The organism is Chloroflexota bacterium (assembly GCA_020161265.1).
GTDB lineage: Bacteria > Chloroflexota > Chloroflexia > Chloroflexales > Herpetosiphonaceae > Herpetosiphon.
On record JAIUOC010000012.1, the window covers coordinates 13,588 to 36,047 of the forward strand.

The 22,460-nt window shown below is 49.1% G+C and carries 21 protein-coding genes and 1 tRNA gene; 4 read left to right on the forward strand and 18 right to left on the reverse strand.

The annotated features are described in order from the left end of the window. Nucleotides 1-10: 10 nt before the first annotated feature. The 15 genes from LCH85_23600 to LCH85_23670 all read right to left on the reverse strand — a co-directional run bounded on the left by LCH85_23600 (nucleotide 11) and on the right by LCH85_23670 (nucleotide 10,685). Nucleotides 11-427: a response regulator gene (locus LCH85_23600; GenBank protein ID MCA0354992.1), complete on the reverse strand. Its 417-nt coding sequence runs from the start codon at nucleotides 425-427 to the stop codon at nucleotides 11-13. Continuing rightward, nucleotides 424-1,917 carry a two-component sensor histidine kinase gene (locus tag LCH85_23605; protein MCA0354993.1) on the reverse strand — a complete coding sequence of 498 codons (1,494 nt, stop codon included), beginning with the start codon at nucleotides 1,915-1,917 and terminating at the stop codon, nucleotides 424-426. Before LCH85_23605 ends, LCH85_23600 begins: the two co-directional genes overlap by 4 nt. A gap of 83 nt (nucleotides 1,918-2,000) precedes the next feature. Continuing rightward, nucleotides 2,001-2,309 (reverse strand): hypothetical protein, encoded by a 309-nt coding sequence (locus LCH85_23610; protein MCA0354994.1) that lies wholly within the window; start codon nucleotides 2,307-2,309, stop codon nucleotides 2,001-2,003. Nucleotides 2,310-2,327: 18 nt separating this feature from the next. Beyond that, the gene (locus LCH85_23615) at nucleotides 2,328-2,837 is read right to left on the reverse strand and encodes a hypothetical protein (GenBank protein ID MCA0354995.1); all 510 of its coding nucleotides are present in this window, start codon (nucleotides 2,835-2,837) and stop codon (nucleotides 2,328-2,330) included. Between the two features lie 121 nt (nucleotides 2,838-2,958). Continuing rightward, nucleotides 2,959-3,300 (reverse strand): thioredoxin, encoded by a 342-nt coding sequence (gene trxA, locus LCH85_23620; GenBank protein MCA0354996.1) that lies wholly within the window; start codon nucleotides 3,298-3,300, stop codon nucleotides 2,959-2,961. 100 nt (nucleotides 3,301-3,400) lie between these two features. Further along, a complete protein-coding gene (locus tag LCH85_23625; GenBank protein ID MCA0354997.1) occupies nucleotides 3,401-4,072 on the reverse strand; it encodes a nucleoside monophosphate kinase in 672 nt (223 codons plus the stop codon). Between the two features lie 108 nt (nucleotides 4,073-4,180). Beyond that, nucleotides 4,181-4,267 (reverse strand) — tRNA-Leu (locus tag LCH85_23630). A gap of 162 nt (nucleotides 4,268-4,429) precedes the next feature. Beyond that, nucleotides 4,430-5,002: a hypothetical protein gene (locus tag LCH85_23635; protein MCA0354998.1), complete on the reverse strand. Its 573-nt coding sequence runs from the start codon at nucleotides 5,000-5,002 to the stop codon at nucleotides 4,430-4,432. Nucleotides 5,003-5,141: 139 nt separating this feature from the next. Beyond that, on the reverse strand, nucleotides 5,142-5,624 hold the full coding sequence (locus LCH85_23640; protein ID MCA0354999.1) for a hypothetical protein: 483 nt from the start codon (nucleotides 5,622-5,624) through the stop codon (nucleotides 5,142-5,144). A gap of 411 nt (nucleotides 5,625-6,035) precedes the next feature. Further along, nucleotides 6,036-6,473: a hypothetical protein gene (locus tag LCH85_23645; GenBank protein MCA0355000.1), complete on the reverse strand. Its 438-nt coding sequence runs from the start codon at nucleotides 6,471-6,473 to the stop codon at nucleotides 6,036-6,038. A gap of 18 nt (nucleotides 6,474-6,491) precedes the next feature. Then, entirely contained in the window at nucleotides 6,492-6,890 is a 399-nt protein-coding gene (locus LCH85_23650; GenBank protein ID MCA0355001.1) for a hypothetical protein, read from the reverse strand. A 27-nt stretch (nucleotides 6,891-6,917) separates the two neighbouring features. Continuing rightward, on the reverse strand, nucleotides 6,918-7,187 hold the full coding sequence (locus LCH85_23655; GenBank protein MCA0355002.1) for a hypothetical protein: 270 nt from the start codon (nucleotides 7,185-7,187) through the stop codon (nucleotides 6,918-6,920). A 44-nt stretch (nucleotides 7,188-7,231) separates the two neighbouring features. Then, entirely contained in the window at nucleotides 7,232-7,519 is a 288-nt protein-coding gene (locus LCH85_23660; GenBank protein ID MCA0355003.1) for a hypothetical protein, read from the reverse strand. A 149-nt stretch (nucleotides 7,520-7,668) separates the two neighbouring features. Continuing rightward, complete coding sequence (gene argS / locus LCH85_23665) at nucleotides 7,669-9,399, reverse strand: arginine--tRNA ligase (GenBank protein ID MCA0355004.1); 1,731 nt, start codon at nucleotides 9,397-9,399, stop codon at nucleotides 7,669-7,671. 281 nt (nucleotides 9,400-9,680) lie between these two features. Next, entirely contained in the window at nucleotides 9,681-10,685 is a 1,005-nt protein-coding gene (locus LCH85_23670; protein ID MCA0355005.1) for a LacI family transcriptional regulator, read from the reverse strand. A 313-nt stretch (nucleotides 10,686-10,998) separates the two neighbouring features. On the opposite strand from LCH85_23670, the gene ptsP reads away from it, so the two are divergent. The 3 genes from ptsP (at nucleotide 10,999) to LCH85_23685 (ending at nucleotide 16,333) form a co-directional block, all read left to right on the forward strand. Next, complete coding sequence (gene ptsP, locus LCH85_23675; GenBank protein MCA0355006.1) at nucleotides 10,999-13,476, forward strand: phosphoenolpyruvate--protein phosphotransferase; 2,478 nt, start codon at nucleotides 10,999-11,001, stop codon at nucleotides 13,474-13,476. Then, on the forward strand, nucleotides 13,473-14,465 hold the full coding sequence (gene pfkB, locus LCH85_23680) for a 1-phosphofructokinase (GenBank protein ID MCA0355007.1): 993 nt from the start codon (nucleotides 13,473-13,475) through the stop codon (nucleotides 14,463-14,465). The genes ptsP and pfkB overlap by 4 nt, the downstream gene beginning before the upstream one ends. A 416-nt stretch (nucleotides 14,466-14,881) precedes the next feature. Beyond that, nucleotides 14,882-16,333, forward strand: a complete 1,452-nt coding sequence (locus LCH85_23685) for a fructose-specific PTS transporter subunit EIIC (GenBank protein MCA0355008.1) — start codon at nucleotides 14,882-14,884, stop codon at nucleotides 16,331-16,333. A gap of 70 nt (nucleotides 16,334-16,403) precedes the next feature. Here LCH85_23685 and LCH85_23690 read toward each other — a convergent pair whose 3' ends face one another. The 3 genes from LCH85_23690 to LCH85_23700 all read right to left on the reverse strand — a co-directional run bounded on the left by LCH85_23690 (nucleotide 16,404) and on the right by LCH85_23700 (nucleotide 20,081). Continuing rightward, on the reverse strand, nucleotides 16,404-17,216 hold the full coding sequence (locus LCH85_23690; GenBank protein ID MCA0355009.1) for an ankyrin repeat domain-containing protein: 813 nt from the start codon (nucleotides 17,214-17,216) through the stop codon (nucleotides 16,404-16,406). A 103-nt stretch (nucleotides 17,217-17,319) separates the two neighbouring features. Beyond that, nucleotides 17,320-19,218 carry an endo-1,4-beta-xylanase gene (locus LCH85_23695; protein ID MCA0355010.1) on the reverse strand — a complete coding sequence of 633 codons (1,899 nt, stop codon included), beginning with the start codon at nucleotides 19,216-19,218 and terminating at the stop codon, nucleotides 17,320-17,322. 155 nt (nucleotides 19,219-19,373) lie between these two features. Further along, nucleotides 19,374-20,081 carry a metallophosphoesterase gene (locus LCH85_23700; GenBank protein MCA0355011.1) on the reverse strand — a complete coding sequence of 236 codons (708 nt, stop codon included), beginning with the start codon at nucleotides 20,079-20,081 and terminating at the stop codon, nucleotides 19,374-19,376. A gap of 122 nt (nucleotides 20,082-20,203) precedes the next feature. Here LCH85_23700 and LCH85_23705 point away from each other — a divergent pair, with 122 nt between their 5' ends. Further along, nucleotides 20,204-22,318, forward strand: coding sequence for a DUF2029 domain-containing protein (locus tag LCH85_23705; GenBank protein ID MCA0355012.1), 2,115 nt, complete (start codon nucleotides 20,204-20,206; stop codon nucleotides 22,316-22,318). Nucleotides 22,319-22,460: the final 142 nt, after the last annotated feature.

Genomic DNA, 22,460 nt, shown 5'->3' on the forward strand with positions numbered 1-22,460 from the left:
TTTGGGTTGGCTAACGTGGTTCCCAAACCCATTCATCATGTAGAATGCGCCAAATTTGGTTGGGAAAACGATCTTGTTTGACTGGAATGCCAATAAAGCCATCGAAGCCAGCATTCCGCGTTCGTTCTACGTCATCGGGCATGATATTGGCGGTTAAGGCTATAATGCGTGTGCCAATCAATTTTGGATGCACGCGCAACATTGGTAATTGGGCAAAGGCATCACGCAAGGGTCGCTTAATATCATACAAAATTAAGTCAAATAGTCCTGATGTTGGTGCATCGAGCATAGTAATCAACGAACGGCCATCGCGGCAGCGCACGCACGAGCGAACCCCAATTTCAGCGATCAGCAGATCTTGCACCACGAAAAAAGTATCATCACGGTCTTCAACAACCAGCACATGGGCAAAGTTTGGGTCAATCATAGCGCTGTCTGTTTCGTTTGTGGGTCGAAAATAACGACTTCGGGCGTGAGATTTTCGGCAATTGGTAGGGTGAAGCTAAAACTTGAGCCACTGCCAAATTGACTTTCGGCCCACATTGTGCCGCCCTGTAATTCTACCAAGTGTCGGCTAATTGGCAAACCCAAGCCAGTGCCTTGTTGGCGTTGAGCCGAGGCAGCTTGTTCAACTTGGTGAAATTCTTCAAAAACCAAGGGCAATTCGTGAGCTGGAATACCTGCGCCAGTATCGATGACTGAAATTTGTACCATCCCATCGCTCTCGAAGGCGCGGAGCGTAATGCCGCCGCTATCGGTAAATTTGGCAGCGTTGGAAAGCAAATTGAGCAAAATCTGGCGTACCCGCACTTTATCGCCACGCACAGGCGGAATTTCCTCCTCAACATCGGATTCGAGGTTGAGGCCTTTACTCTTGGTCAATCCAACCGCTGTGGCCATAACCCCATTGAAAATTGGCTGCAAATCAAGCAGCTCAAGGTGCAATTCCATGCGTCCGGCTTCGATTTTCGAGAGATCGAGGATATCGTTGATCAGACCAAGCAGATGCTCGCTATTGACTAAGACCCGCTCTTGCAGCTCAATTTGGCGGGCGGTCAAATCGCCATAGCGTGGTTTACCCAAAAACTGGGTAAAGTTGATGATCGCATTGAGTGGCGTGCGCAGTTCGTGCGACATATTGGCCAAGAAGCGAGTTTTTAACGTATTAGCCTCATCGGCGGCAGTCCGTGCTACCTCTAGCTCTTTGTTAAGAACTTGTAATTGGCTATTCAAGCGTGATTGCATTTCGTAAGCGCCCTCAAGCTCAAGCAAGGTACGGGCAACCCGGGCTTCACTGACCCGCAAGCGTTCGGCGCGGCGTTCAGCCAAACGATGACTTTCCATGGCCCATTCGACGGTTGCCACCAAGTCGCGGGTTGCTAGCCAACTGGTAAGCGCTGCCAACAGCAACGTGACTGAAGGCGGCGTAAATGTCGTGATAAATTGAGTAATTGAGCCATAGTGATTGGTAAAATTGGTGGCCGAGGCCATTCCAACCATTAAGAAGATAACCACTACAAGCGCAACAACGGTGAATGGAGCGCGAGGCGAATACAAAATCCCCGCGATAATCACCGCCAATACCAGCGAGTAGCTCATAAATGGAGTTGTGCCAGGTAGCAAAAAGAGGCTAATCGTTGGTGTGCCGACAATTGAAAAGAAGAAAGCACTCCGTGCCAAGCGAATTTTGTTGTAGCGCAGGCCCATAAAAGCCATGCCTGTGCCAACCGCAAAGAGCACCCACGGCGGGCCGCTACGGGTATAATCGCCTGCATTGCTGGTAACTTGGGTTAGCAGCATGGCGAACCAAAGCACGCCAAAACCCAAGCACAAATACACTAAAATCGTGAGGGTGTCGATCCGAAACGATAAGAGATTTTCCTGAAGGCTGGCATCGATTTGATCGTGTTCTTCCATGGTGGGGCCACCATTCAGTTGAATTAATATGCTTGCTGAACAATTGGTTGATTATGGCTCAAAATCATACCATGTTTTTGCAATTATTGTGCATCAGATTGCGCTAAATCAGCCTGCTGAGCCTGGAGTAAACGCGGCCAATCTTCACGCTTCCAGCGATAGGGCAATTGAACGAATGTGCCAGCTTGCGCTGCATTGATCAATAGATTCAACCCATGGTTAATTAATAGTTGCTGCTGCACGAGATTATCAGGCTCACCCAACACATGGCCAAATGGAAACTTCACGCTTAGCCCACGTGGAATCCCCAGCTGTTGGGCAATTTCGGCGAGCAGAAAAAAGCTGACGGTGCTAATCCCAGCCGCTTCTAAAACTCGTGCGATCAGTCCCACGGACTGATTGCAAATACCTCAGGCCGGAGTAAGCACTGCGGCTGTCACGCCAGCTTCGCGCAAATTGCGGGCAACGGTTGGGGCGGTTTGTTTGATTAATGTCTCAATATGTTCATCGGTGATATGACCCATGAAACTGTAGCATGGCCCAAGGCTTTGAATTGTGCCACGGGCAGCGAGTTGCTGAAAATGGCTGATCGGCAAGACAATATTCAGATCGCGATCAGCGTCACGATGATCATAATAATCGTGGGTAATCATCAAATCGGTGGGGCTGGAAGCAGCCGGAATCAAGCGAAAGCTGGGGTCGCCGTGTGGGTCGTGCATATCAAACGCTGGATCGGTGCGTAGATGCACGCCGCCAGTGGTAATTAAACTGATCCGCTGTTGGGACAAAGGGCCATGCAACGGAGTCCATGGAATTTGGGCGGCAACCGATTGCACCTGAAAGCGTTTGGCCCAGCGTTGGCCAAGCCCAGGCATTGCGCGATACAACCAAGCCCCAAGTTGATTGAATGCTCGCCGCATAGCCAAAAACTCCATGATCAAACCTACTTCAAGCAGTTTAGCATTCCAAGCAATGTTGGGCAATAAAAAAACAGCACCAATCATAATGATCGGTGCTGTGGTTGCTTACGAGTAAGGCTAATTATGCTTCGGTGGCTGGGTTAAGAATTGCTTCGATCCGTTCTTGATAGATCTTCTTAGGGCCAGCGCCGACGATCCGATCGACTTCTTGACCACCTTGGAAGAAGATCAAGGTTGGGATACCTTGGACCCCAAACTTCATAGCGTTGCCACTATCTTCATCGGTGTTAACCTTGGCAATCAACAATTTGCCTTGGTATTCGTCAGCCAACTCTTCGAGCACAGGGGCGATTGAGCGACAAGGCCCACACCATGGTGCCCAAAAATCAACCAAAACGGGAATATCGGAATTAATCACTGCTGATTCGAATTCGGCATCGCTAACTGCTAATGGCTTGGCCATTGAAAGTCCTCCTTGATAGCTTGTGCATTGCTGCACCTGCATGTAGTGTAGCACGTTTTTGGCAAAAGCTAATAAGCGTTATATTAATCTTTGCGGGCTACTATGCGCCATTAAAGCGTTGTTGCAGGGCTTGCTCAATCGCCTTAGAAACTTGATCAGGTGTGCCATCAGCATCGATCAAAATCAGCAAATCACGTTCGCCATAGAATTGCAGCAGTGGCTCAGTTTTGGCATTGTATTCAGCTAAACGACGTTTGATCGTTTCCGGCTTGTCGTCATCGCGCTCAATTAACATGCCGCCATTAGCGCGACAAGCATCTAAGGCTGCTTGATCATTGATATGCAAAATTTGGTCGAGCTGGCCTTTGATTCGGCAGATGCGGCGGCCACTTAAGCGTCGAATGGCTTCTTCATCAGAGAGGGTTAGGGCAATTACCACATCAAGCGGGCGGCTAATGGTCTGCATCAATTGATCAAGGCTTTGGGCTTGGCTCAGCGTGCGTGGATAGCCATCGAGCAGCACACCAACCTCGCTAGGAATTCCCAGCAGCCATTCGTTCAGCAATTTGTTCATTAATGTATCGTCAACCAAACGACCTTCAGCCATGACCTGAGCGACCTCTTGACCCAATTCAGAGCCAGTTTCGACAGTTTGGCGCAAGCGTTGGCCGGTGGAGATTGAATCAATCGCCGCCAATTTATCCAAATAGGCAGCTTGGGTCGATTTCCCCGCGCCTGGGGGGCCAAAAAGAATGAGGTTAAGCGGTTTCATCCTTATACCTCGATATTAAATAACACTAGCTATCATCTTATCACAGCCGTTTATGGCTGAGGTAGCAGGTTTAAAACAAAACAACCGCGAATATTCGCGATTGTCGAGTGGTGCCGATAGTGGGAGTCGAACCCACACTCCCTTGCGAGAACTACGCCCTGAACGTAGCGCGTCTGCCAATTCCGCCACATCGGCTAAGGGATTTGTTGCTAAAGCAACGTCGTTGAGTATAGCTGATTTTAGGTGATTGTGCAAGTTGCCGTTAAAAAAGATTCAGAGCCGCAGTTGCGACTCTGAATCGGTGTAGATACTCACATATTTGCGGTTGACTCTCGGTTGCCCTGAAATAGTCGAAGATTAATTTTGCAGTTTGGCTAGCTCTTCGCTGGTAATCATGCGAAACTGATTGCTGCTAGCATCGTTGATATAGACCATCTCTTCTTGCTTAACGCTCACCAACATATCCAAACGTTGGTCGGCATTGACATCTGCAAAGCGCAGGCTAACTGGGGTCAAATCTTCGCCAGCCCCAAACAAATACGGGCCAACGATTGTGCGGGCTTTAGCTGGATCGCCGCCAGGCATTTCGACAATCACGATTCGGCGTTCCATATTCATTGCGACAAAGTGTGAGGGCAAGCCGTTGGCTTCATCGTGGCCAACGAACGCGGTGGTTTGCATTGTGCGTGGGCGACCATATTTCACATCATCGTACTTAACCTTGAACCACGAAACAATTGGGCTGAACATGGCATTGGCCAAGAACAACGCCAAAATAATACAAATGGCATAAGCGAATTTATTATGGACCCCAAAGCCTACTGAGCGACTGGCATACCGCTGCCGCGTTTGCGGTAATGTAATCACGGTGGTAGGTCTCGTGCGGCGCACAACCTCCGCTGAACGTAGATCGCGACTTGTGATGGCCATAGCGAACCTCCTGTGAGTCAACCACTTGAGAACAAATATGCTGGTTGTGAGTATAGTAGAACATGCGTTCTGTGTCAAGTAAAAAGCAGCCTTTTTGCTAATTCGTTCTCTGATTGGTTGTCGTATAGCTCTTTTTGCGTTATTTAGCGCCTGAATATCGCACAACATGCGTCCAATGTGGGTTTGTCCAAATTTCGCCATGGGTTGGCTGAAAAATGCTCAATGCCTGTTGATCTGCCGCAAGATAGGCACGTAACCAAGCAGTTAAATAACCGCGATAACTACCGCAAGCTTGTTCGATTTCGGTATGACCCGCGCCAACCGCCATTGCCAAGCAGCGTTCAGCGGCGCTAGATTGTTCTAAACTGGCTTGGTTGGCTGAGGCAGGCGAAACAATCAGATCGCGCGTGCCGCTGATAATTAACCACGGAATCGCGATCGAACTTGGATCATAGCGATGGGCTTCATCAGTCCAGCGTTGTTGTGGCGGGGCATTCGTAATTAAAGTTTTGAGCATTTGGCCTTGTGACGATCCACCTGACCGAGGCGTTGCTGGCAATGGTTCGTGGTCGGGATGCAGCGGCACCGAAGGGCTGGTGTCGCGATACGGAGGCATGCCCATGTCCGCTCATCCAACGATTTGCGCACCGCCTCCGCACCGACTATGCCCTATCGCCGCAGGAATTGCTGAGCCATGGAGTAAAGGTCCGTCGAAGGGCAGATCCATCGCTTAAAATTGCTCAAGCGCCAAATGTACGGGCAAGCCGGATTTGCTTTATTAAGAAAGCGCATGGTATATCGGGTCTAAACGATGGGTTGCACCAAAAACGCGGAAGAGCCAGCATGATGTGGCACGGTGTCATCCAAATCACATAATCTTGACAACAAAAATCCAGGCACGGTCATTGCCAAGAAAAAACTAAGCGTAGTAAAGGCAAGAGCAGCTGCATACTGATCAAGGCTAGTGAACTAAGCCAAACGATCACGGTTGGTTTATGTGGAGCGAGTTTTTGTAAAATCATGTTAAATCCTCTCACCACGAGCCACTCGAATCGCCACTGTTACTATCAGATGAACTGCTCGAATCGCTTGACCACGAGCTAGCCGAATCGCCACTTGACGACGAATCATAGGTTGATTGTGAATAATCGTAGCTCGCCGACCACACCGAATCATTACTCGAACTGGAATAGGATGCAGTCGTGGATTGATCGTTACTGGCTGAATTATTGAGCGAATGTTGGGCTTGATACGGTTGAGTTTGGCCTAAATCAGCTTTATTACGTTTGTTGCGTTGCGCTTTAGCCCGACGTTTGGCTTTATTGCTTTTAGGATTGGGCGCTGAATAGCGATAATGTTGGCGAGTTTGGCGTTGCTTAGTTTTGGCTGGCTGGATCGATTTGCGGCGACTCAGCCACAGTATAATGATCAAACTAACTGCTACTAGCACGCCAAAACTGATTATCGCCACAAAGCCATTCATCGAGTATTACCAAGAACCGCTTGAATCGCCGCTGAAACTATCGGATGAGCTGGACGAACTACTCGAATCGCTTGACCACGAGCCGCCTGAATCGCCACTCGACCATGAACTACCTGAATCGTTGTTCGACCATGAACCACTATCGAAGCTGGATGAACCACCCGAATCGTTGTTCGAATCCCAGGATTGGGCTGCATTCATACTAGCGGCAATGCTGATGCTGGTTGTATGATCATTGGAATGATTGTGGTTATGCTGATGGAAGCCTGGGTTATGTTGATGCTGATGGTGATGGCGGCGGCGCTGTCCGTTTGAGCGATACTGCGAATTGCCACCATTGATAATCGTGGATACAACCATAACAATGGCAAAAAGCACAACGCCAAAGAAAATTATCGATTCCATTGAATTTCTCTCCTTGCTCGTCAATTACTAATCGCTTGAATCACCGCCGCTATCCGAGGAACCGCCGGAATCGCCCCACGAACCACTGGAATCGCCGCTATTGCTATCGGAACTCCAATGCGAATCGTTGCTGGAGCTATAATCATCGCTCGAACTCGAACTCCAGTAAACACCAGAGCTATGCGAATGGGATCGTGAGCCAGATTGCTTTTTGATCACAAAGAAAATGAGCAAGCCAACCAAGGCAATAATCGGAATACAACAGCAAATGCCACTAATATCAAACGAAAAGTGCATACCTACTCCTCTCGTTAATAATTACAATGCCAATTTAGTAATTTCTAATCGTCATCATAATCATCATCGTAATCGTCGTCGTGACCATGGCGATGACCATAGTAGTGTTTTTTCTTATGCTTTGGTCGATAGTGATTGTAATCGTGTGATTGATAATATTGGTTGCGTGACGGATAGTGATGCTTCGAGCCTTTGAAGCGATAGGCAAATTGGTTATAGAGGCCTTTGAGATTACGGGTGTGTAAGAGCTTTTTGGCAACAAATGCCATAATCACCAACGTAACGACACTCACTACGGCGCAGAGCACCAACCCAAGTAACAGAATTTTCATGGCGACACTCCTTTGTTGTCGTGGCTCTCGCGCTTCTCTACGTGAGTTTAGCGTAAACGTTGCAAACAAAGGTTAATCGTCAATGTGAAATGTTGAGGATGAAGCAATGATCAATCACCTAAATTGACCATTGCTCCTGGTAAGAAATGTTACATCCGCTCGGGGGCGGCGATGGAGAGTAGACCTAAGCCGTTGCGCAAGGCTTGAGCAGTGGCAGCAACCAATTGGCCGCGTGCGGCTCGCAGCGCTAAAGTTTCAGCTTTCAAAACCGAGCAGCTATCGTAGAACACCGCAAAAGCTTTGGCCGTCGCATACAGCCAATCGGAAACCACGAACGGCGCATAACGCTCAGCCGCATCAACAATTACCTGCGGCAAGCGGGCTAGCTCTTTCAATAACGCTTGCTCAGCCGGATGGGTCAGCACCCGTCCATCGTAGTTTTGGGGAATGCGCCCGAAATCGCGCAAAATGGAGCAGCAGCGGGCATGCATGTATTGCAAATAGGTTGAGCTATTGCCATCAAAGGCCAACATGCGCTCCCAATCAACCACAACATCGTGGGCTGGATCATGCTGTAAATTGTGATAGATGACTGCGCCAACCCCAACTTGCTCAGCAATTTCATTGATTTCTGTGCTCGAAAAGGGAATTTTCGATTCAAGCGCTTTTTGTTTGATCAAGGCTTTGGCGCGGGTGCAAGCTTCATCCAACAATGGCTCCAGATAAATCATGGTGCTAAATCGTGCGCCACTGGGCGAGCGCCGTTCTGGGCCTAGAATCATGCCACACGCAACATGGGCCAGATCAGCTTTGGTGTAGCCAAGGGTTTTGCTGATGGTAAAGGCTTGGCGAAAATGCAATTCTTGCGCTTGTTTAACCACATAAATAATTTTAGTTGGTTGGTATAGCTCCTCGCGATATTTAATCGCGGCAATATCACGCGTAATATACAAACTGCTGCCATCCGAGCGATTAAGCAACAAGGTGGGTAAGGCTTTGCCCTGTTCATCGAGCAAATCTTTGACGACCGCCACATGACCATCGAGCTGGGCAATTTGATAATGCAAGGCCTCTTTGATGACCACTTGGGCTTCGCGAGCATAAAAACTCTCACAATGTTGCACATCAAAGGCCACGCCCAAACGTCGATAATTGGCTTGGTTGGCAGTTAAACTCAAATCAACAAGCTGTTGTAAAAGTTTAATCGCTTGCGGCTCGCCCTTGGTCAGTTTGCTGGCCCAAGCCTGAGCTAAATCGTGCACTTGATCATCGGCATGATATTGTTGGGTTTGTTGCTCCAACGAAGCCAGCATGCTTTCGCCATTGCCATTGCGATGTTGAAAATGCTGCATGGCTGCCAACGAAATGCCCAATTGAGGATCGTAATCGCCCCAATGGTTCATGCGAATCACGTGGTAGCCCAAGGCGCGGTAAATATTAACAATCGCTTGGCCAATCATCGTTGAGCGAATGTGATCGACGCGCATGCGTTTGGCAATATTGGGCGACGAATAATCGACCACGACCGCTTGGTTTTGGCCTTTGGCGCTACGGCCATACTCGGCTTTACGTTGGCTAATATCGTGCAACACCGATTGGGCAACGGTAACCGGATTGAGCGAAAAGTTGACATACGCGCCCAAGGCCGAGGCTTTTAAAACGAGGCTCTCAGGCGTAAATTTAAGCGCATTTGCTAGAGTCTGAGCAAATTGGGCCGGATTAATTCCGCGCAGTTTGGCCGCCCGAAAACATGGCAGGGCGAGGTCTGCCTGCACGCCGCTGGCTTTGGGGGCAACTAAATCGATCAAGTCGGCAGGTATTAACGTGGTGTCAAGCAATGCATCACGAATGGCTTGCTCAAAACGAGCAAAAGTGTCCATTTCAGGCTCCAAATCAGTCTAGCAAATTTAGGTCGTATCGACTCTATATCCTAACATAATGTTGGCAATTCGTAAGTCCTAAATTGGTCGGGCAAAAGACGGATTTTAAAATCAAAAGGCAGAAGTCAAAAGGCAAAAGCACAGAGGGATCAGGATTCAGCGATCAGGGGCTAGATTTTAACGCAGCGGCGCAGGGATTGAATGATGAGGGAGGAAAGTTAACCACGAAGAGCACGAAGTTAGTTATCTTTGTGGTTCTTCGTGGCCTTCGTGGTTAAACATTAGGCTCTTACTCGCTGCTCGACGCTCGATTCGCGCACAATTAGCTCGCCTTGCAAAATAATTTTGCGGGTTGGGCGTTGTGGGTCAGCAACCCGTTGCAAGACTAATTCAGTCGCTGAGCGGCCAATTTCATCGGTTGGTTGAGCTAGAACAGTGATCGCTGGCTGCACCAAACTGGCCCAGGCAGTGTCATCGAAGCCAACCAAACCAATTTGCTCAGGCAGCTGCAAACGCCGTTCGCGAATGGCTTGAAGTGCCCCAGCCGTCAGTAGGCTATTGCTGGTAAAAATAGCCTCTGGTGGTTGCGGCAAACGCAAGAGATCCAAGGTTGTGCTATGGCCAGCTTCGCTGCGCGGCCGCACAAAGCGCAAATATTCGGGCTGCATGCTGATGCCTGCATCGTGCAAGGCATCTTCAAAGCCGCGCTGGCGTTCGCGCCCAGTCGTGCTGGCCTCGCCAAAAATCGCCCCGATGCGGCGATAGCCTTGATTGATCAGATGTTGAGCCAAGGTATAGCCAGCACTCACATTATCCAACAGCACGGCATCAACATCGCCACTGCGCAACGAACGGTCGATTAATACCGTCGGAAAGCTCAAATTCAATTCATGAAAGCGATTGAGAGTTTGTAAGGTGGGCGAGAAAATTACCCCAGCTACTTGCTCATCGCCCATCAGTTGCAAATATAGCAATTCTTTTTCAGGATTTTCATCGGTGTTGCAGAGCAGCACATTGTAGCCATGGGCATAGGCCGTATCTTCGACGGCGCGACTAACGGCGGTAAAAAAGGGATTACGAATATCCGAAACGATCAAGCCCAAGGTGTTGGATTGCTGCGAACGTAAATTGCGGGCAATCAAATTGGGCCGATATTCGAGCTGAGCCACCGCCGCTAACACCCGTTCGCGCACTTCTTGCCGCACATGTGGATGGTTGGCCAAAACCCGCGAAACTGTCGCCGTCGAAACATTGGCTGCTTTGGCAACATCTTTGATGCTAGACATAGCGAGACTCCCCTTGGCAGTAGTCGATTGTAGTGCTGAAAACGATTGCGGCATTATAGCAGATTAGTGCGCTTTTTCTTAGGATGCATTGTAATCGATTTCACAATAGAATGCTAGTACCTAAGCCAAATAGCGGCTTGATAGGCTTATTTTACTGAAAAACATTGTAAAATCAAGCCCTCTTGTGAAAAGTGTTGACAAATTCTTTGTAATCGATTACAGTAATTTTAGCAAACAAATTCAAAGCTCTCCCCGCAACCCTACCTGAGCCACTACTCACAACGGGTAGCCATCAGCGACAAAGGAGTCCGACGTGATCGAGCTACAGCAGCGTCATATCCAACTCAAGAGTCAGCCCGCCAACAAGCAAGCGGCAATTCAACAAGCAGGCCAGCTCCTGGTTGCCAATGGGCAGATCGAGCCTGGCTATATTCAAAGTATGCTCCAACGCGAAGCCCTTTCGAATACGTATCTCGGCAATGGCATCGCAATTCCTCATGGTTTGCCCGAAGCCCGCGATCTGATTCGCCAAACTGGAATCGTGGTGTTGCAAGTGCCCAACGGGGTGCAGTGGAACCCAGGCGAAACTGTGCACTTAATCGTTGGCATCGCCGCTCGCTCCGATGAGCATATTGCAATTTTGCGCCAACTCACCCGCGTGCTTGGCGATAAAACCTTGGTTGATCAACTCACCCATACCACCAATCCCGATGATCTGATTCGCGCATTAACTGGCGCTGAAACGGCTCCCGTAGCCCCTACGACTCCAGCAATCAGTGTAGCGGTTGCTAGCGACCAGCCCTTTTTTGAAACCAAAGTTTTGAATCCAACTGGCTTTCATGCGCGCCCTGCCACAACCTTTGTTGATTGCGCTAAGCGTTTTCAGGCGGAAGTGCGTATGCGTTATGGCTCGCGTGAGGCCAATGGCAAAAGCTTAATCTCTATTTTGCAACTGGGCATTCCCCATGGGGCAACAATTCAGGTCACAGCTCAAGGTGCTGATGCCGCTGCGGCGCTGCGTGGTTTGCAACAGGCACTAGCTCAAGGCTTAGCTGATGAGACGGCGGAAACGCTTCCAACACGCGCGGCGGTCGATGTGCGCTGGACACCCAAGGCCGTCGAGCAGACGATCAACGGCATTAGCGCCGCGCCAGGCTTGGCGATTGGTTTGCTCCGCCGTTATAGCCATAGCGAGTTGGTAATCGAAGATCGGCCAAGTGATCCGATGGTTGAGGTCAATCGCTTCGAGCTGGCATTGGCCGCCGCCCAAGCCGAGCTGTCAACGCTCTACGATGAAGTGCAAGCGCGAATTGGCTCAGGCAAGGCGGCGATTTTCCGCGTGCATAGCGAAATGTTGAGCGATACCAGCCTTGTGCAACAAACCGTTTCGTTGTTATTTGAAAAACATAGCGCCGAATGGGCTTGGCATCAGGTCATTAGCGGGCGCGTGGCCCAAATCGAAAAACTTGACGATCAAGTACTAGCTGGGAGGGCGGTTGATCTGAGTGATGTTGGTCAGCGGGTGTTGCGCCAACTGATCGGCGGCGATCATCAACGGCCTTTGAATGCAGCCACACCGGTAATTATTTTGGCCGACGATTTGACTCCCTCGGATACCGCCGCCTTTGACCCCGACACCATTTTGGGCTTTGGCACGGTGCGCGGCGGCCCAACTTCGCACACCGCAATTTTGGCCCGTTCGCTGGGCATTCCAGCCATCGTTGGGGCTGGCGAAGGCTTGTTGAATTTGGCTGAGGAAGCAATTGCCATTCTCGATGGCTACAATGGCAAATTATATGTCAACCCAAGCAGCGCCGATATTGAGGCCGCCACCAACTTGCAAGCCGAATTAGCCGAACAACACGAGCGTGCTCAAGCTACCCGTTTCGAGCCAGCCCAAACCAGCGATGGCCATCGAATCGAAATTGCCGCCAACATCAATCGCGTCGCCGATGCGAGTGTAGCCGCCGCTGCGGGAGCTGAAGGCGTGGGCTTGATGCGCACCGAATTTCTGTTCCTTGAGCGCGATAGTGCGCCCAGCGAGGAAGAACAATTCGAGGCCTATCGCGATATGGTGCAAGCAATGGCAGGCCATTCGGTGATTATTCGCACATTGGATATTGGCGGCGATAAAGTTGTGCCTTATCTCGATTTGCCCAAAGAAGATAATTCATTCTTAGGCATTCGCGGGATTCGGCTCTGCCTCGCTCGGCCTGAATTATTTATCCCGCAACTAAGGGCAATTTATCGGGCAGCCGCCTTTGGGCCGCTCAAAATTATGTTTCCAATGATTGCCACCTTGGAAGATTGGTACGCCGCCCGCGATTTGGCTGAGCAAGTGCGCCGCGAACTCGACGCGCCTCAAGTGCCACTCGGCATCATGGTCGAAGTGCCATCGGCGGCAGTGCTGGCCGAACAATTTGCCCAAGAAGTTGATTTCTTCTCAATTGGCACTAACGATTTGACCCAATACACCCTAGCAATGGATCGTTTACACCCACAATTAGCTAGCCAAGCTGATGGCCTGCATCCAGCGGTGCTGCGCATGATCGACCTGACCGCCCGCGCCGCCAACGCCCACAACAAATGGGTTGGCGTATGTGGTGGCATTGCCGCCGATGCCCGTGGTTCCTTGATTTTGGTGGGCTTGGGCGTGCATGAACTCAGCGTCAGCGTGCCAGCCATCGCCGAACTCAAAGCCGCCATTCGTCAACATAGCTTGGCCGATTTACAAGCACTCGCGCAACGTGCCTTGGCATGTCGCAGTGCTGCCGAGGTACATCAATTATGAGTATCGTCACTCTAACCCTCAATCCTGCCATCGATCAAACGATTTTTATCAACAATTTTCAGCTGGAAACCGTCAATCGGGCCTATGATCTCAAGAGCCATGCTGGTGGCAAAGGCGTGAATGTCGCCTCGCTGCTAGCCGCCAACGGCCATAAGGTGGTGGCAACTGGCTTTTTGGGCGACCAAAATACCGAATTATTCGATAAATTGTTTGCCGAAAAACAGATCGACGACCAATTTATTCGCATCCCAGGCCAGCCTCGGGTTGGCATCAAAATTAGCGATCAACAAACCCAACGCACCACAGAAATTAATTTGCCTGGCTTGACCCCAACCAACGAGCAATTGGATGCGATTCGCGCCACGATCAAACGCTTGGCTGCTGACGATAACCAATGGTTTATTTTGGCAGGCAACGTGCCGCCAGGTATTCCCAGCACAATTTATGGCCAATTAATCGAAATTATTCGCGCCGCAGGCAAGCAGGTTGTGTTGGATACCAGCGGCGAGGCCTTGCGCTACGGGCTGGCCGCCGCCCCAACCATCGCCAAGCCCAACCTTGCTGAACTTGAGCAATTTGTGGGCTACCCGCTGACCAGCGAACAAGCCGCCGCCAAAGCAGGCCGCGAATTGCTCAGCCATGGCATCAAACTAGTGGTGATTTCAATGGGCGAACATGGCGCACTCTTTTTGGATAACGCCCAAAGTTTGGTGGCGATTCCGCCTCGCGTGGCGGTTCAAAGCACTGTCGGCGCAGGCGATGCCATGGTTTCAGGCTTGGTTGCTGCCCAAACCCAAGGGCTTGATCTCGCGGCGAGTGCTCGCTTGGCCACGGCTTTTGCTGCCGCCAAAATCACTCAGCTTGGCAGCAACTTACCCGCCGCCGAAATTGTCGAGCAGATTCGCGCCGATGTGGTGATTCGCCCGTGCAATGCGCAACTTGATGTGTTACAACGTGGCGCAAATCAACTTAAAGGTGTTCCACTCTAATTTAAGGATGAATTATGAATTATGAGGGATAAAGGCAGAAGGCAGAATCAAAAGCCGAGGGATCAGGGGGCAGGGATCAGACGTTGAAACCGCGAAGATGATGAGTCTATTGGCTATTGGCTAGCGGAACATCCGTGGGTTTGGCAACAGGCGCTTGACATTGAAGGGGATACCGATCCCCAGCCCCTGACCCCCGAACCCTATTATTTGGCTATTAGCTAGCGGAACATCCGTGGGTTTGGCTAAGCATTTGGGGCATTAACAGAGATCTGATCTCCAGCCCCTAGCCCCCGAACCCTCGATTTTTGGCTATTGGCTAGCGGAACATCCGTGGGTTTGGCAACAGGCGCTTGACATTGAAGGGGATACCGATCCCCAGCCCCTGACCCCCGAACCCTCGTTATAAGGAGCATCCCATGGCACGCATTGTTGCGATCACCTCATGTCCAACTGGTATTGCCCACACATTTATGGCCGCCGAAGGGGTTCAACGTGGTGCAGAAGCCCTTGGTCATCAGATTAAAGTTGAAACCCAAGGCTCGGTTGGTGCGCAAAATGTGCTGACTGAGGCCGATATTCGTGAAGCCGATTTGGTGATTATCGCCGCTGATACCAAAGTTGATCTTGGGCGCTTTGTGGGCAAGCGGGTTTATGAAACCTCGACCAAAGCAGCGATTACCGATGGTCAGGGAATGGTCAAAACCGCCTTTGATCAAGCCAAAACCTATAGCGCCAGCGGCTCAGCCAACCTTGCGGATACCGTTGATGATCTCAAAGCTCAACGCTCGGCCAGCCGCTCCGGCCCCTACAAACACCTGATGACTGGGGTTTCGTATATGCTGCCATTTGTGGTTGCAGGCGGCTTATTGCTTGCAATTGCTTTCGCTTTCGGTGGAATCAATGTTGTTGAAGATCAATATAAAGATACCTTGGGCGGGGCATTGGTTCAAATTGGCTTGCGTTCAGGCATGTCATTGATGGTACCAATCTTAGCTGGCTTCATCGCCTTCTCAATTGCCGATCGGCCAGGTCTAGCACCTGGAATGATTGGCGGAATGTTAGCAGTCAGTACAGGCTCTGGTTTTATTGGTGGAATTATTGCTGGCTTTATGGCGGGTTATGCGACAACATGGCTCAATGATACGATTCGTTTACCCAAGACCCTTGCTGGGCTCAAGCCTGTGTTAATTTTACCCTTGCTTAGCTCAACAATTGTGGGTTTATTAATTATCTATGTGATTGGTAAGCCTGTTAGTGCAATCAATAATGGGTTAAATGAATGGCTGGCTGGAATGCAAGGTTCGAATGCGATTTTGCTGGGCTTGTTGCTTGGGGCAATGATGGCCTTCGATATGGGTGGGCCAGTCAACAAGGCCGCCTATACCTTTGCGGTTGGCTTATTGGCTAGCAATGTGTATGCTCCAATGGCTGCCGTAATGGCCGCTGGCATGACTCCGCCGCTTGGTTTGGCCTTGGCCTCGCTGCTGTTCAAAAATCGCTTTACCGCCGAAGAACAAGAAGCTGGCAAGGCAGCAGCAGTGCTTGGTATTTCGTTTATCACCGAAGGCGCAATTCCCTTCGCAGCACGCGATCCATTCCGCGTAATTCCAGCAATTATGCTTGGCTCAGCTGTCACGGGAGCACTCTCGATGAGCTTTGGGTCAACGCTGCAAGTGCCACACGGCGGCGTGTTCGTGCTGCCAATTCCCAATGCAGTTGGCAGTTTGGGCTTGTATATTGTGGCAATTTTGGTGGGCACAGTGGTGACAGCCGCCGCCTTGTATGCGCTCAAACGCCCGTTGGTACAAACGCCCGTTGCCACCAGCGAAACCAGCGCTAACGCAACTTCAGCCGTCAGCGTGCGCTAAATACTTATTGCAACCAGCGCCATTGAGCAAAAATTCAGTGGCGCTGGTTTATTTAACCAACAACCACTACTCAACGTCTTTTGAGGATCTTTCTTTCGCCCCGTTTAAAATCAAAAGTATCGATTGGATGCAATGGCTGTGCTCGGCGGGCGGTGCTATCTGACCAAAATTGCTCGCCACAGTTGGCACATCGATATAACTCAATTCGATCAGCTAAAATACCAGAATCATCAAAAGTATGCCCAGTATTGTAGATCATCAATTCAGCACATGCTGGGCAACGCTGGGTCATTGGGCTAATAGGGCGTGGGGTATGCCAATCGTTCGTTGCCATAACCACATCGTACGTGCCTTTAATCCGATGAGCATCGGCGGCTGGCGGCAAAATCGTGGGAGTTAGCGGGGTCAATAATCCAATACAACGCCAATCTTCAAGCGCATAGGCAAAATGTAGCGCCGTCCAAGTTGCCCGTCTGCCAGCTGATAATTGAGCGGTCGGATCAGCTCCCAACCCAAGCAGTCGTTCGACTAAGCCTGCTTGGCGGGCTAAAACTGCATAATGCAATACGTTATAGCCATAGTTAGTTGTTGCTTGAATCTTCGCCCCAAACCCAACCAAATGCACAATAATGGCGGTATTGGCAAGCTCAGCCGCCCAATGTAAGGCAGTTCGCCCAAATTGATCAGCTCGATTTGAGTTGGCTCCCGCGCTCAACAAGCTATCAAGCAAGTCGAGCGAATTTGTTGCAGCTGTTGCGATTAACGCTTGATCTAAATATTCCCGCGACCAAGGCGCAAAATTTTTCAACGCGGCTAAGGCTTCGACAAACTGGCGCTGTTCAATCAAATTCACGAGATTTGGGCGTTTTGGCTGCTTTTTCATGGGTTTAATTTTAGCCTGATTAGCTCGATTTAGCTAGATCCAATACATAGCCCCTACTTGAAATTGATTCAAGTAGGGGCTGGTTGGATTTACTCAGACACTATTATGGCACGATGCTACAGGCAACGCCATTCAAACTAAAGCTGCTTGGAATAGCATTTGTGCCGCTATAACTGGCTTGGAAGCCAAGCGAGGTCGAGCCTTGGGCAGCAATAAGGTTATTCCAGCCAGCGTTACGCGCTGCGACCGCACTACCAGTCTGGGTTAGGCTGGTGTTCCAAGCATTGCTAATTTGCTGATTGCCAGCAAAACTCCAATTCAACACCCAGCCATTAATCGGCGTGTTGCTAGCATTGGTCACCGTTACATTGGCCACGAATCCATTGCCCCATTGGCTGTTGATCGCATAGTTGACGCGGCAACCGCCACTAATTGGGGTTGGACTTGGCGTGAGCGTTGGAGTTGGGGTATTAGTCGGAATAGTATCAACAATGGTAACACTGACGGGATTTTGGGCAAACGCTGAACCCCAAGCCCAACCACCACCAGCAATTGGTACTTCGCCGGTTGCACTAGCATTCAATTGGACTGTGCCAAGTGCAGTTGCTTTAAAGGTGATATTTTTGCATTGAGTTGGGTGTTGGTTATATTTACAAGGCATACTCAACGGTGGATCAAGCTGCACCAAGCCAGCTGGGCTACTGGTTACGGTGGTGTATTGCAAGCCAATATTCACGTATTGAATCGTCAAGGTAAAGACTTGTCCAAGGGTCACTTGGCTGGGCGCACTCAAAATCAGCGATGGTCTGGGTGCTGTTTGAGTGGGGGTTGGGCTGCTAGTCGGCGTGTTGGTTGGCACCGCTGTATTGGTCGGGGTACGGGTTGCGGTTGGTTGCGCCGTTGGGGTACGCGTAGCAGTTGGGGCACTGGTTGGAGTTGGCGTGCCGCCCCGACCTTGCAATAAACGATTGTAAATGGCGGTATACGCTGGCTTAGGATTGTATTGTTCATCGTAAATCAAGGCCGCGCCATAACCCGGGAAGGTATTCGGAACCCACGAATATTTATCGGTGAAGCCCCAAAATTGAAAGGCTTGGCAAGCTGGCTGGCGCAAACAACGATCAAGCACATTTTGATAGACTGTTGCTTGTTGAGCCAAACTTGTGCTGGTAGCGGGCAATTGCAAACGCACATCGGCTTCAGTTACATAAATTTTCAAGCCCAAATCGGCAAAGCGCTGCATATTTTGGGCAAAGCTATTGTAATTGATGCCTGATCCAAGCAAGTGCATTTGAAAGCCAATCCCATCGATTGGTACACCACGCGCCAAAAAGTCAGTGACCATGGCATAGACTGCATTCGATTTGGCGTTAACTTCTTCGATATTGTAATCGTTGTAAATCAGCACCGCATCTGAATCGGCTTGGCGGGCACGTCTGAAGCCCAATTCAACATAGCTTTGACCAATAATGTTATACCAAAACGAGCGCCGATACACGCCGCTATCATCAAATACTTCGTTGGCCACATCCCAAATGGCAATATCGTTTTTGTAGCGGCCAACCACCGTATCAATATGATCATACAAAATGCTGGTCAGTTCGCTGGCTGTCCAGGTTTGGTTGGCAACCCAACCGGGGTTTTGTTGATGCCAAAGCAGCGTATGGCCGTGGATTTGCTGACCATAGCTTTTGGCAATTTGAATATGTCGATCAACCGGGGCAAAATTATAGGTTGTACGTTGAGGGTGCACGGCATCCCACTTTAATTGGTTGCCTGGGGTATAAATATTAAACTGGTTACCCAAAATGGCTTCATATTGAGCGCCATCGCTGAAGTTCCAAAAATCACTATCAGCAGCACTGCCAATTAAAAACGTACCAGCCGCTGCCCGTAAGGTTTGGGGGCTGGTTTGACCGCTGCTTGACTGCCACCAACTGAATTGTCCCGCGATTAATCCGAGCATCAGCACTATCCACCAGTAACGTCGTCGGCTGTTCATCGATCCTCCTTGATCAAGCGTGCAATGCGGCAGACTGGTGCGATGATAAAAAGGACGTTTGAGCAGCATCACGGTTAATTTTCTACTTTGAGACCGCTCCCAAAGTAAAGATATATTAATAAACAGTAGTTTGTCAAGAGGATCTTTAGAAAAACTTAAGGATTATCGCTTAATAGCAGTGGTTTAAAGCCGAGGGCATCGCAGGCAGTTAATTGATAGAAAACCGTTTCGACCTGGCCAGTTGTGGCATTGGCCCATTGTTCGGCTTGGTGCAAGTGGCCATAAACACAGGTGTGAACGTTGGCAGCGGCGATGCGTTTGGCAAATTCGGTTGGCTGGCCATCGCGGAAAGGCGGGAAATGTAGTAACACATAGATTGGGCGAACATCTTCGGCCAGCACCTGTGCTCCAGCCAAAGCCCGTTCTAAGCGCCCAAGTTCACGCTCATAAATCCGCTGATCGGTGGTTTTATCGAAATCGCGGTCGCCTGGCACAGCCCAACCACGCGTCCCACAAACCACAATCTGATCGACAACCACTGCATCGCAATCGACAATCTGCAATGAGGGTGGCAGGATGGCGCGAACCTTATTTTTGCTACTCCACCAATAATCGTGGTTACCCTTGCACAGCACCTTTTTGCCAGGCAGCGCCTCGATCCAAGCGAGATCGGCGCGAACATCGTTGAGATGCATAGCCCACGAAATATCGCCAGCGATCAACACCAGATCATCGGTGGCAACGCATTCGTGCCAAGCCTTGGCGATGGTTGCCGCATGATTACGCCAATGAGCACCAAAGACATCCATTGGTTTATCCTGCCCGCCAGCAAGGTGCAAGTCGGCAATAGCCCAGATTCGCATAATATATCAGCCCTAGCAGATTGTCCTAAGCTGCTATTGTAGCATAGCTCGCTTGATCGAAGCTTGGCAGGCTAGTGGTATTATAATCGGAATGGTTTTTAGGCCACAGGGAGAATCTTGTTGTGTCAAACACTGTGCTGAAGAAGCAGCAACTTTATAGATTAATTGGTGCATGGATCGGATTAATTGGCTTGATTTGGCTTGGCTGGAATCAAACTAGTCATTATTGGTTTGACCTAGGTTCAGTCGCCGATCAAGATGGATTAACGGGATTTAACGAACGAGAAACAAATGAGTTTTTTAGTTATCGTTGGACTCAAGAAAAGGCACAAATCGCCGTGCCATTTCAACATGGCCCAACTGCTTTAACATTTAATGGAACAATTCATCCTAATGCCCAGCAAGTGCAACTAAATCTTGGAGATCAGCATTTAATCACGTTAGATCCACAAAAACATATCGATTTGGCAATGCGACGTTATCATGTCTATATTCCTGAGCAACGTGATCCATGGGGTCATCTTAAAATTAATATCGATAGTATTATTCCCCAAGTTAGTGCTGATGGGCGTAAATTAGGCTTATTATTCGATCTGTTTGAAATCAAAAATCTTGCCGCGCCATGGGGATTGCCACCATTAGGGTTTTTGATTGTTAGTTGTCTTTTGCCTGGATTGTGGTTCTGGCTCTTAATTCAACTTTTTCCACGCCATATGCTGCTTGCTAGTGGCCTAAGTTTTCTCAGCATTTTTAGCATTATTGGTTTATGGATTTGGCGAGCACCATTGATTGAGCCTCAGCTTGTAAGTTTGGCAATTGGGAGTTTTGTTTTAGCAGCATTCGTGGCATGGCTTAACTATCTCTATCGCTCAGCATTGATACCGATTCAAAAAGTTATTTTATTAATGTTTGGTGCCAGCAGCATCATATCAGGATACTTACTCTATTTTTATGGCTTTACCGATTGGCTAACCTGGTGGAATCTAGGAACAATTACGGGGATTGCAGTATTGCTCTTACCAATTATTCCACAGAAATATCATAAAATACTCTGGTCGATTACAGCAATTTGCATTATTGGCTACGGAATATTGAATTATATGTATGTTTTTGAACGTGATTATGCTGACGACTTCAAGGCTTTATTTCGCGGGCCACGTGCTTATATTCAAGGCATAGGTTTATATGATTTCGAGGCGATTGCAGCAAATCCATTTAGTAATACTTATAAATATCCGCCGTTCTTTGTTTTCTTTATGGCTCCATTTACCTCGCTGACGTTTACGCCAGCAATCCAATCGTGGCGAGCATTTAATATTGTGATTATGTTGATTGCTAGTGTTATTTTAATGCGTGGCTATCAGCAACATTGGCGTTCGTGGGTAGCAATTGGCTTGGGCTTTATGTTATTGGTCTTTCAGCCAATTAATGATAGTTTACGCTATGGTCAAGTTGATATGTTGATGTTATTGCCGCTGGTAATTGCAACGATTGCTTTATTGAAAGAACGGTGGAATTGGTTTGCGGCCATGATTGCAATCCCCACAATGCTCAAACTGTATCCAGCCTATTTACTAGCCCAAGTTGCTATGACCAAACGCTGGCGAGCCGGATTGGCTTTTATGGCAACATGTCTTGGAATTATCGTTTTAAGTGTAATTGTATTAGGTTGGGATGTACACGCTCAATTTATTCAACATGTTTTGCCAACGACGAGTGGCGGTACGGGCTGGGTTGAAAACCAAACTTGGAATGGCTGGCTCAATCGATTAATCAACCCGACCATTGGATTAACTCCAGATACTTCAACGACAGTTAAGCTATTGACATATGCCATGGCCCTAGGCTTGAGTGGTTTAACTTGGTGGTTTAGCCGCAAAATGTCAGCCGCCGATGGCTTTGGCTTATGGATTATTACGATGTTGATGATTTTGCCATCAACTTGGATTCACTATCAAGTCTTGTTAATTATTCCTGTGTTTCAATTATTGGTGCGCGTACAACAAACTAAACAATTGCCATCATGGTCAATTTTTGGATTGTATGGTTTAGCATTGGTGAGTTTGAGTATTGGTAACCAGTGGACATTCTATGATCGCGGCTATCATGGGGTGTTTTGGGCACTGCTGCTTTCCTATAAATTATATGGGTTGATTGCACTTTGGTGGGCAGTAGCATTTGACTCAACCGCACGTATAGCAAACCCAAAATCAAGTCCATCACAAAATCTAGGTTAAGCACATAATCCAAGGTTGGCAGAGCAATCACAATGATTTGTTGATCTTGGATTAGCTTAAAATCTGATAAATTGGTACTTGCAAATTGTTAATCTTTTGCTATAATCAGGCCGATGAGTAAATGTTCGAGTGATCAAGGAGG